This is a genomic window from Kineococcus vitellinus (assembly GCF_009906315.1).
Classification (GTDB): Bacteria; Actinomycetota; Actinomycetes; order Actinomycetales; family Kineococcaceae; genus Kineococcus; species Kineococcus vitellinus.
In genome coordinates, this window is record NZ_JAAALL010000165.1 from 1 (window position 1) to 10,006 (window position 10,006).

Annotated in this window: 8 protein-coding genes and 1 pseudogene; 6 read left to right on the forward strand and 3 right to left on the reverse strand. The window is 77.9% G+C overall.

Going from position 1 to position 10,006, the window contains the following annotated elements; all coding sequences use genetic code 11:
• A pseudogene (locus tag GTQ99_RS14450) lies at positions 1–575 on the forward strand (hypothetical protein); the annotation flags it as partial.
• A 43-nt stretch (positions 576–618) separates the two neighbouring features.
• On the opposite strand, the gene GTQ99_RS14455 reads toward GTQ99_RS14450, so the two are convergent.
• Positions 619–1,200, reverse strand: a complete 582-nt coding sequence (locus GTQ99_RS14455; protein ID WP_166616444.1) for a response regulator — start codon at positions 1,198–1,200, stop codon at positions 619–621.
• 211 nt (positions 1,201–1,411) lie between these two features.
• Between GTQ99_RS14455 and GTQ99_RS14460 the strand changes: the two genes are divergently transcribed.
• From GTQ99_RS14460 to GTQ99_RS14480, 5 genes are all read left to right on the forward strand, one after another.
• On the forward strand, positions 1,412–1,660 hold the full coding sequence (locus GTQ99_RS14460) for a type II toxin-antitoxin system prevent-host-death family antitoxin (protein WP_166616438.1): 249 nt from the start codon (positions 1,412–1,414) through the stop codon (positions 1,658–1,660).
• Complete coding sequence (locus tag GTQ99_RS14465; RefSeq protein ID WP_166616439.1) at positions 1,657–2,037, forward strand: PIN domain-containing protein; 381 nt, start codon at positions 1,657–1,659, stop codon at positions 2,035–2,037. Before GTQ99_RS14460 ends, GTQ99_RS14465 begins: the two co-directional genes overlap by 4 nt.
• The gene (locus GTQ99_RS26980) at positions 2,034–4,853 is read left to right on the forward strand and encodes a winged helix-turn-helix domain-containing protein (RefSeq protein ID WP_205707501.1); all 2,820 of its coding nucleotides are present in this window, start codon (positions 2,034–2,036) and stop codon (positions 4,851–4,853) included. Before GTQ99_RS14465 ends, GTQ99_RS26980 begins: the two co-directional genes overlap by 4 nt.
• Positions 4,854–5,024: 171 nt before the next feature.
• A complete protein-coding gene (locus GTQ99_RS14475; RefSeq protein WP_166616440.1) occupies positions 5,025–5,798 on the forward strand; it encodes a DUF4386 domain-containing protein in 774 nt (257 codons plus the stop codon).
• A gap of 36 nt (positions 5,799–5,834) precedes the next feature.
• Positions 5,835–6,218, forward strand: coding sequence for a DUF1801 domain-containing protein (locus GTQ99_RS14480; RefSeq protein WP_166616441.1), 384 nt, complete (start codon positions 5,835–5,837; stop codon positions 6,216–6,218).
• A gap of 83 nt (positions 6,219–6,301) precedes the next feature.
• On the opposite strand, the gene GTQ99_RS14485 is transcribed toward GTQ99_RS14480, so the two are convergent.
• Positions 6,302–7,135: an alpha/beta fold hydrolase gene (locus GTQ99_RS14485; protein ID WP_166616442.1), complete on the reverse strand. Its 834-nt coding sequence runs from the start codon at positions 7,133–7,135 to the stop codon at positions 6,302–6,304.
• A 49-nt stretch (positions 7,136–7,184) separates the two neighbouring features.
• Positions 7,185–9,959 (reverse strand): AAA family ATPase, encoded by a 2,775-nt coding sequence (locus tag GTQ99_RS14490; RefSeq protein ID WP_166616443.1) that lies wholly within the window; start codon positions 9,957–9,959, stop codon positions 7,185–7,187.
• Between the last annotated feature and the right edge of the window lie 47 nt (positions 9,960–10,006).

Genomic DNA, 10,006 nt, shown 5'->3' on the forward strand with positions numbered 1-10,006 from the left:
TGGAGGACGGCGGTCCGCGCTCCCTGCCGGCCTTCGTCAGCGCCATCGCCCGCACCATGCAGAACTGGGTGGACAGCGAGCAGATGCGCATGCCGGGCTACCGGGACCGCATCGTCTCGGTGCTGCTGACACCGCAGCAGGGCGGGTTGAACCTGAACATGAGCGATGAGCTGATCGGCGAGCTCGTCGACGACGGCCGCCGGGCCGCCGACCTGCTGGTCGACGCCTACGCCAGGCCGCCCGCCGAGGGCTGGGCCCGCCAGCGCGCGGTGCGCTTCCACTCGCTGATGGCCATGACGGAACGGCTGCTCGCCGGCCTGCACCGCGCCTACCACCACCCCGTGCAGCCGCCGACGCCCTCCTACCAGCAGATCGCCGACGGTGCGCCCGCAGGCGGTGCGGGCACGAGCGGGCGGGGTGCCCCGCGGTGGCAGCGGGTGCGCACCGACGAGCTCGTGGACCTGGCCGCGCGGTGGACCAGCGCCAGCGCCCCCGGGGCGGCCGACCCGCCGGAGTCCTTCCGCGTGGACGAACCCACCCCTGCTCCCGTGTGGCGGGCCCAGCCCGAGCTGTGAGCGCCGCCGCGGGACCGCAGGCGCACCGGCGACGCCCGACGGTTCACGGCAGCGGCTCCAGGTAGCCGCGGGAGGAACCGATCGCCACGGCGGCCGCCCGGTCGCCGACCTCCAGCTCGGCGTAGACGTGCAGCAGGTGGGTCTTGACCGTCGCCTCGCTGATGAACAGCTGCCGGGCCACCTCCCGGTTGCCGGCGCCCCGCGCGACCAGTTGCAGCACCTGCAGCTCGCGCTGGGACAGCGGTCTGGACGCGGGCCGGCGCACCCGCCCCACGAGGCGTGCGGCGACGGACGGGGAGAGCACCGCCTCGGAGCGGGCGGCGGCCTCGACGGCGCGGAACAGCTCCTCGCGCGGTGCGTCCTCGAGCAGGTACCCGGTGGCGCCGGCCTCGATGGCGGGCACGACGTCGCCGTCGGCGTCGTAGGTGGTGAGGACCAGGACCCGCGCCGGCACGCCGAGCGCGGCCAGTTCCCTGATGGCGGTGATCCCGTCGGTTCCGGGCATGCGCAGGTCCACGAGGACGACGTCCGGCCTCAGGCGCTGACCGGCGGCGACGGCCTCCGCGCCGTCGGCCGCCTCCCCCACCACCTGGAAGCGGGGGTCGAGGACGACGAGGTCGGGCATGCAGGACAGGGTCAGGGCGACCCGGGTGGCCCGCGCGTGCTTGGCCACGTTGGCCAGCGCCTCCTGCGCGGCCCGCAGCAGCGTCACCTCCACGTCCGCGTGGAGCGCCCGGGCCCGCATCGCCCGGGCGGCCACCGGTGGACGGCCTCGTCCACCGATCGGTGGAGGTCGGCGCCGGCGCGCTCGGTAGCACAAGTGCTACATTGCCGCCGTGACGGTCGTCGGTCTCCGCGAGCTCCGCCAGCAGGCCTCCGAGCTGGTCAGGCGCGTCGAAGCCGGGGAGGAGGTGACCATCACGGTGGCCGGGCGCGCCAGTGCCCGCCTGGTACCGACCAGCACGCGCTCCTGGCGCTCGTGGTCCGACGTCGAGGAGCTCTTCTCCGGACCCGCCGACCCGACGTGGGCGCAGGACCGCGACCTCGTCGACCCGGGGGTCACCGACCCGTGGCGACCCCGGTGAGAGCGGTCCTGGACACCAGCGTCGTCATCGCCCACGACGTCGGCCCCCTGCCCGGCGAGCTGGCCGTCAGCGCCGCGACGCTGGCCGAGCTGCACTTCGGCGTCCTCGTCACCACCGACGACGCGGTCCGCGCCGAGCGGCTGCGGCGCCTGTCGATCCTGCTCAGGCGCTTCGACGCCCTCCCCCTCGACGAAGCGGTCGCCGCCAGCTACGGCCGGCTGGCGGCTGCGGTCGTCGCCGCCGGCCGGCAGCCGCGCGCCCGCACGATGGACCTGCTGATCGCCGCCACCGCGCACGCCCACGGCGCCCGCCTCTACACCCGCAACGCCGCGGACCTCAGGGGGGCCGACGAGCTCGTCGAGGTCGTCGCGGTGTGATCGACCGCGTCGCCGGCACCGGGCGGCAGCAGCAGGACGAGGCGGCGGGAGGAGGGGACGTGCCGGGACCGTTGCTGGAGACGAAGCTCCACGTCCCGCGGCGACGTGGCCGGGCGGTGCCGCGCCCCCGGCTGGCGGAGCGCCTGGACCGCGGCCGCGAGCGCCGCCTCACCCTGGTCTGCGCGCCGGCGGGCTTCGGCAAGACGACCCTGCTCGCCGAGCGGGCGGCTGCGTGGGCGGCCGGCGGCACCCGGGTCGCCTGGCTCTCGCTGGACCCGCGCGACGACGATCCGGGCGTGCTGTGGCCGTACGTGCTGGCCGCGCTGGCGGCGGCGGCGCCCGGGACCGGCGCCGACGCGCAGGCGCTGCTCGCGGCGGGCGCGCCCACCGCCTCGGTGCTGACCTCCGTGCTCAACGACCTGCACGCCCGCCCCGGCGAGGTCGTGCTGGCGCTCGACGACGTGCACCACCTGCGGTCCCCGCAGGTGCACGACGGGCTGGCGTTCCTGCTGGAGCACCTGCCCGCCACCGCGCACCTCGTGCTCGCCGGCCGCGCCGACCCGGCGCTGCCGCTGGCCCGGCTGCGCGCCCGGGGCGACCTCGTCGAGGTCCGTGCCGCCGACCTGCGCTTCACCCCCGACGAGGCCGCCGCCTACCTCGGCGGGACGGCCGGGCTCGCGCTCGCACCGCAGCAGGTCGCGACGCTCGCGGCGCGCACCGAGGGCTGGGTCGCGGGCCTGCAGCTGGCGGCGCTGTCGCTGCAGGGCCGCGACGACGCCGCCGCTCTCGTCGCCGACTTCGCCGGCGACGACCGCTTCGTCGTCGACTACCTGCTCGAGGAGGTGCTGCAGCTCCAGCCCGCGCACGTGCGCACGTTCCTGCTGCGCACCTCGGTGCTCGGCAGGCTGACCGGCCCGCTGTGCGACGCGGTGACCGGCGGAGCGGGCGGGGCCGCGGCGCTGGAGGACCTGGAGCGGCGCAACCTCTTCCTCGTCGCCCTCGACGGCCGGCGGCGCTGGTACCGCTACCACCACCTGTTCGCGGACGTGCTGCGGACGCGGCTGCACGAGGAGCGCCCCGGTGAGGTCGCGCTGCTGCACGCGCGCGCCGGCGACTGGTTCGAGCAGCACGGCGAGCGGACCGAGGCGGTCGAGCACGCGTTCGCCGGGGGCGACGTCGAGCGCGCCGCGCACCTGGTCGAGCTCGCCTTGCCCGCGCTGCGCCGCAGCCGGCAGGAGGCGACGATGCACCGCTGGCTGGCGGCGCTGCCCGACGACGTCGTCCGCGCCCGGCCGGTGCTCGGCGTCGGGCGGGCCGCCACGCTCACGGCCCTCGGGGACCTGGCGGGCGCCGAGGAGCACCTGCGCGACGCGGAGCGGTGGCTCGCCGCCGACTCAGGCTCCGACCCCGGCTCCGGCGCGGACGGCGGCGCCGTGCCCGCGGGCGCGGTCGTCGCCGACCGGCGGGCCTTCCGCGGCCTGGCCGCGGGCGTCGCCGTCTACCGGGCGGCGCTCGCCCGGGCCCGCGGGGACGGCGCGGGGACGAGGACCCAGGCGCGCCGCGCGCTCGAGCTGGGGGACCCCGACGCCCACCTGGAGCGGGGGGCGGCCGCGGGCCTGCTCGCCCTGGCGGAGTGGTCGGCCGGCGACCTCGCGTCCGCGCACGCCTCCTGGAGCGAGGCCGTCGCCTGCTTCGAGCGCGCCGGCCACCTCGCCGACGCGGCGGCCGGGTGCATCGCGCTGGGCGACATCCGGAGCACCCAGGGGCGCCTGGAGGACGCGCGGCGCACCTACGAGCGGGGGCTGCGGCTGGCCGCGGAGCGCGGCGGCCCGGTCCTGCGCGGCACGGCCGACCTGCACGTCGGCCTGGCCGACGTGCTGCGCGAGCGCGGCGACCTGGCGGGGGCCGCGCAGCACCTGCGCACGAGCGGGGACCTCGGCGCCGCAGCGGCCCTGCCGCAGCACCCGCACCGGCACCGGGTCGCGCTGGCGCGCCTGCGGGTCGCCGAGGGCGACCCGGCGGCGGCGGTCGCGCTGCTGGAGGAGGCCGAGCACGTCTACGAGGCCGACTTCTTCCCCGAACCCCGGCCGGTCGCCGCCGAGCGCGCCCGGGTGCTGCTCGCGCAGGGCCGGTGGGCCGAGGTGCTCACCTGGGCGGGCGCGCGCGGCACCGGCGTCGACGACGAGGTGGCGTACCTGGGCGAGTACGAGCACCTCGTGCTGGCCCGGGCGCTGCTGGCCCGCGGCGCGGCCGAGCGGGACCCGCACGCGCTCAGCGCAGCCGCCCGGCTGCTGGAGCGGATCTCGGCGGCGGCGGAGGGCGGCGGGCGCGAGGGCACCCTCGTCGAGGTCCTCGTCGTCCGCGCCCTGGCCGCCCGCGCCTCCGGTGACGAGCCGGGCGCCCTCGCCCACCTCGCCCGCGCGGTGGAGCTGGGCGGGCCCGAGGGGTACGCGCGGGTCTTCGCCGACGAGGGGGAGGTCCTGCTGCGGCTGCTGCGGACGCTGGCCCGCCGCTCCTCCCGCGCCCGCCGGCTGCTCACCGCGCTCGGGGAGCAGCAGCCGGCCGCCGGCACCGCACCGCGCGGCGGGGAGGTCCTGGTCGACCCGCTGAGCCCCCGCGAGCTCGACGTGCTGCGGCTGCTGGCCTCCGACCTCGACGGGCCGGGCATCGCCCGCGAGCTCGTGGTGTCGCTCAACACCGTGCGCACCCACACGCGGAACGTCTACGCCAAGCTCGCCGTGCGCGACCGCCGGGCAGCCGTCCGCCGCGCCACCGAGCTGGGCCTGCTCGGCGGGCGCCGCCCGGGTCCCGGCTGACGGCTCGCGGACCACCGGACGGGTCACCACAGGGATCACCAGAGGGATCACCAGAGGGATCACCAGAGGGATCACCAGACGTGGTGATCCGCGCTCACCACCGGCCTCCCTAGCGTGCGCGGCGACCGACGAACCCCGGGCCCCGCCCGGCCGAGCACACCAGGGACCGCCATGAGCACGACCACGAGCACGAGCACCCCACCCCCCACCGCACCCGCACGCCCGGGGGCCGCGCCCGCCTCGCGGCGGACCGCCGCGCTCGCCGGCGCCCTCTACCTGCTCACCTTCGCCTCCTCGATCCCCGCGCTCGCCGTGCTCGACCCGGTGCTCTCCGACCCGCGCTACGTCCTGGGGACGGGTGCCGACACGCGCGTCGCGCTCGGGTGCCTGCTGCTCCTCGTCAACGCCTTCGCGTGCGTCGGCACCGCGGTGGTCCTGCACCCGGTGCTGCAGCGGCACGGCAGCACCCTCGCGCTCGGCTTCGTCGCCTCCCGCGTCCTCGAGGCGGCGATCGTCGTCGCCGGTGCCCTGTGCCTGCTCGCCGTCGTCCAGCTGCGCGGGGAGGCCGGCGGCGCCGACGCCGCGGACCCGCAGGGGCTCGCGAGCGCGGCCGCCGCGCTCGTCGCGGGCTACGACGTCTCGTTCCAGCTCGTGCCCGTCATGGCCGTCGCGAACGCGCTGCTGCTCGGCACCCTGGTGCACCGCTCGCGCCTGGTCCCGCGCGCCGTCCCGCTGCTGGGCCTGGTCGGCGCCGCCCCGCTGCTGGCCGCGAGCACCGCGACGGTGCTCGGCGTGAACGACCAGTTCTCCGCGCTGTCGCTGCTCGCGCTGCCCGGCGTCTTCCTCTGGGAGCTCTCGCTCGGCCTGCACCTGCTCGTGCGGGGCTTCCGGCCGTCGCCGGCCGCGGCCGGGCAGCGATCAGATCCGGCGCCCGCCGCGGTCTGAACCACCAGGACACCGACCACCACCGGGGAGGACCACGTGGGCACCACGTCCGCGGACGTCGAGCAGTACCTGCAGAACCTGCAGCACCCCCTCAAGGACGGCGTGCTGCGGCTGCGCGCGGCCCTGCTGGGGTGCGAGGCGGACCTGAGCGAGCACGTGAAGTGGAACGCGCCGAGCTTCCGCCACCGCGGCGAGGACCGCATCACCTTCCGCCTGCACCCGTACGAGCAGCTGCAGCTGGTCTTCCACCGGGGGGCGCAGGTGCGCGCGGACACCGCGGGCTTCGCCGTCGAGGACCCCGGCGGGCTGCTGAGGTGGCTGGCGCCCGACCGCGCCGTCGTCGACTTCCCCACCCTGGAGTCCGTCGCCGCGCACGAGGAGGAGGTCGTCGCGCTGGCCCGGCGCTGGGTGCTCGCCTGACGCCCCCGCCGCGACGGGCTCCACGCCCGTCGCGGCGGGCGCGGAGCCCGCACGGACCGGGGGCGCGGGCGCGGGCGCGGCGCTCAGTCCTCCAGGAAGGCGAGCAGGGCGGCGTTGACCTCGGCGGCGTGGGTCAGCAGCAGGCCGTGCGGAGCACCCTCGACCTCGACGTAGCGCGCCTGCGGCAGCCGGCGGCGGAACTCGCGCGCGGTGGCGTCGATCGGCAGGATGCGGTCGCCGGTGCCGTGCAGGATCAGCGACGGCACGTCGATGCTCTCCAGGTCGGCGCGGAAGTCCGTCAGCCACGCCGGCACGCACGCGTACGCCGCCACGGGCGCCGAGGCGATGGCGGTGGTCCAGCTGGCCCGCACCGCGGCCTCGCTGAGGCGGGAGCCGAGGTTCTCGTCGGTGTTGAAGAAGTCGACGAAGAAGTTCTCGAACCACGCGTAGCGGTCGGCCTCGGCCTGCTCGGCGATGCCGTCGAACACCTTCTGCGGCACGCCCGCGGGGTTGTCCTCCGTCTGCAGCAGGAACGGCTGGAGCGCGGCGAGGAACGCCGCCTTCGCCACGCGCTCCGAGCCGCGGGTGCCCAGGTAGCGGGCGACCTCGCCCGAACCCATCGAGAAACCGACGAGCACGACGTCGCGCAGGTCCAGCTGCGTCAGCACGGCGTCCAGGTCCGCGGCGAAGGTGTCGTAGTCGTAACCCGTCATCGTCCTGCTCGAGCGCCCGAAACCCCGGCGGTCGTAGGTGATGACGCGGTAGCCGGCCCCGACCAGCGCGGCGGTCTGCTTCTCCCACGACTGCCCGTCCAGCGGGTAGCCGTGGATGAGGACGACCGGCTGCCCGGAGCCGTGGTCCTCATAGTGCAGCTCGACGGTGGTCGAGCCCTCGCTGCCGACGGGAATGGTCCCCATGGTGTTCCTCTCCGCCCGTCCGCCGCGTGCGGACCGGGCACCCGGGAACCTAGGGGCCCGGCGGGACCGGCCGCGTCCGTCGGACGACGTCGTCGGCGTACGTCACCTCGCCGCGCAGCACCTCCGCGAGCTCGCCGCGCGAGCTCACGCCCAGCTTGGGGAACATCCGCTGCAGGTGGGTGCCCACCGTCCGCGGCGAGACGTACAACCGCTCGCCGATCTCCCGGTTCGTCAGCCCCTGCGCGGCCAGCCGCGCGACGTGCAGCTCGCTCGAGGTCAGCCGGTCGACGGCGGCCGGGTCCCGGCGCGGGGACGGGGCGCCCGTGCCGCGCAGCTCCTGGCGAGCCCGCTCGGCCCACGCCGCGGCCCCCAGGGCCTCGAAGGTCTCGAGGGCGGCCTGCAGGACGGCGCGCGAGTCCCCGGGCCGCCGCCGGCGCCGCAGCCACTGGCCCAGGGCCAGGTGCACCCGCGCCCGCTCGAACGGCCAGTCCGCGGGCACGGCCTCCAGGGCCGCCCGGTACAGCGGCTCGGCGGCCCCCGGCGGGCTGAGCAGGGCGCGGCCCAGGCGCAGCCCGCACAGCAGCGCGGGAGAGGGGGCCAGCTGCTCGAGCGGGGCCAGCTCCGCCAGGACGTCGCGCGCGAGGTCCGCGGACCCGCTGCGCACGGCCGCCTCCACCAGCTCGGCGAGCGCGTAGGAGCGCAGCCAGGGGTGGAAGGCCGGGTCGGCCGGGTCGACGACGCGCTGCAGGTGCCCGAGCGCGTCCCCGTAGCGCCCCTGGCAGAGGGCGGCCTGCCCGCGGGCCGTCTGCACGACGGCCAGCACGGGGCGCGCACCGCCCGGCAGGGCCACCCGCTCCGCGCGCGCCGCCCACTCCTCCACCCGCGGGTCGCCGCAGACGGCGGCCAGCTGCGCGCGGACGGCGTCCACCATGGCGAGCAGGAGGGGCTGACCGGTCTCGCGGGCCAGCTCCGCGGCCTCGTCGGCGGCCAGGGAGCCGGCGCGCACGTCGCCGAGCCGCGCGGCGCTGCCCCCCAGGACGCACAGCGAGCGGGCCAGCATCGACAGGCGGCCCTGCGCCCGCAGGGCCGCCAGCGACCTCGTCGTCAGCCGGACCGCCAGGGCGGGGGCCCCCGCCGTCACGGCGGCACCGCCCAGGAGGTGGTCCCCCTCGGGGTCCTCGGAGGAGCGCTCCAGCTGCCGCACCAGGGAGTCCACGACGTCCCGCCCGCGCTCGACGGGTGCGCAGTACGCCCGCAGGGCCACCAGGCAGGGGTGCTCCGCGTCCACGGGCATCCGGTCGGCGGCGGCGGCGACCCGCCGGCGCGCGCCCGCTCCCGGCTCCCCGTAGTAGCAGTGCAGGACCGCCCCCCACAGCATGCGCAGCCCCAGCAGCGGCTCCTCGGCGGCGACCTCGACGGCCAGCTCGGCCAGCTCGGCGCTCGCGGCGCCCTCCCCCCGCGTCCACTCGCCGCGCACGACGTCCACCCAGGCCGCCCGGCCCCGGTCCCGCACCGACAGCTCCAGCGCGCCGGCCCGGGACAGCAGGTGCGCCACGACCTCGGAGCGGCCCGACTCCAGCGCGAGCTCGGCCGCGCGCAGCAGCCGGTCCGCGCGCGCGGACGGGTCCTGCGTCAGCTCCGCCGCCCGCGTCAGCGCGGCCAGGGCCGCGGCGACTCCACCGCGCCGCAGGGCCCTGCCGGCGGTGGAGTCCAGCTCCTGCGCCGCGCCCTCGTCGGGGCCGGTGGTGGCGGCGGCGCGGTGCCACGCCTGCCGGTCGGGCTGGCCCCGGAGCTGGTGGGCGAGGGCGGCGTGGGCGGCCTGCAGCTGCACGGGCGTCGCCGCGTGGTGCAGCGCCGAGCGGACCAGCGGGTGGCGGAAGGTGGTGCCCCCGGCCCGCACCAGGCCCGCCTCGACCGCCGGGTCGAGGGCGGCGACGCCGACGGGCCCGCCCAGCAGCCGGGCCGCCGCGGCCAGGCACTCCTCCAGCGTCCCGTCGCCGTTGAGGGCGACGAGCAGCAGCAGCGCCCGGGTCCGGGCCGGCAGGCGGGAGACCCGCGCCGTGAAGGTGCGCTCCAGCCGCTCGGTCAGCGGCAGCGGCGCGGGGGTGAGCGCGTACGCCCCGCCGACCGCCCACAGCGCGACGGGCAGCTCGGTCAGCGCCAGCGGGTTCCCGGCCGCCTCCTGCAGCAGGCGCCGCCGGACCTGCGGCCCCAGGCCCGGCGCCACGGCGTCCAGCAGCGCGCCCGAGACCTCCTCCGTCAGCGGGTCCAGGTGCAGCACGGGCAGCCCGGCGCACCCGAGGCGGTCGTCCGCGCGGCGGGTGGCGGCGAGCAGGACGAGGGGGTCGGACTCGATGCGCCGCGCGACGAACCCGAGCACGTCGAGGCTGGCCCGGTCCACCCAGTGGGCGTCCTCGACGACCACCAGCAGCGGCACCCGCGCCGCCGCGTCCGAGAGCAGGGTCAGCGCCGCCAGGCCGACGAGGTGGGCGTCGGGGACCGTCTCGTCGGCCAGGCCCACGGCCGCCCGCAGCGCGGCGCGCTGGGGTCCCGGCAGGTCGTCGACGCCGTCCCGCAGCTGGTGCACCAGCTGGTGCAGGCCGGCGAAGGGCACGTCCTCCTCCGACTCCACCCCGACGGCCGTGACCACGCGGGTGCCGCCGCACGCGGCCCGCGCCGCCGCCTCGGCGACCAGCGCCGACTTGCCGATCCCGGGGGCGCCGAGGACGACGAGCGCGCCGCCGGACCCGGCGGCCGCCTGCTCGACCAGGGCGGCCAGCGCGCCGCGCTCCCCCTCGCGCCCCAGCAGCGCCTGACGCTCCACGGACCCTCCGCCTCCTCGTGCCGCCCCTCGACCGGTCGACCGGTCGA

What these genes read in the sequence shown, in the direction of transcription:
- GTQ99_RS14485 (WP_166616442.1), bottom strand. Translation starts at nt 7,135, where the DNA reads ATGGGGACCATTCCCGTCGGCAGCGAGGGCTCGACCACCGTCGAGCTG.
- GTQ99_RS14455 (WP_166616444.1), bottom strand. Translation starts at nt 1,200, where the DNA reads ATGCCCGACCTCGTCGTCCTCGACCCCCGCTTCCAGGTGGTGGGGGAG.
- GTQ99_RS14475 (WP_166616440.1), top strand. Translation starts at nt 5,025, where the DNA reads ATGAGCACGACCACGAGCACGAGCACCCCACCCCCCACCGCACCCGCA.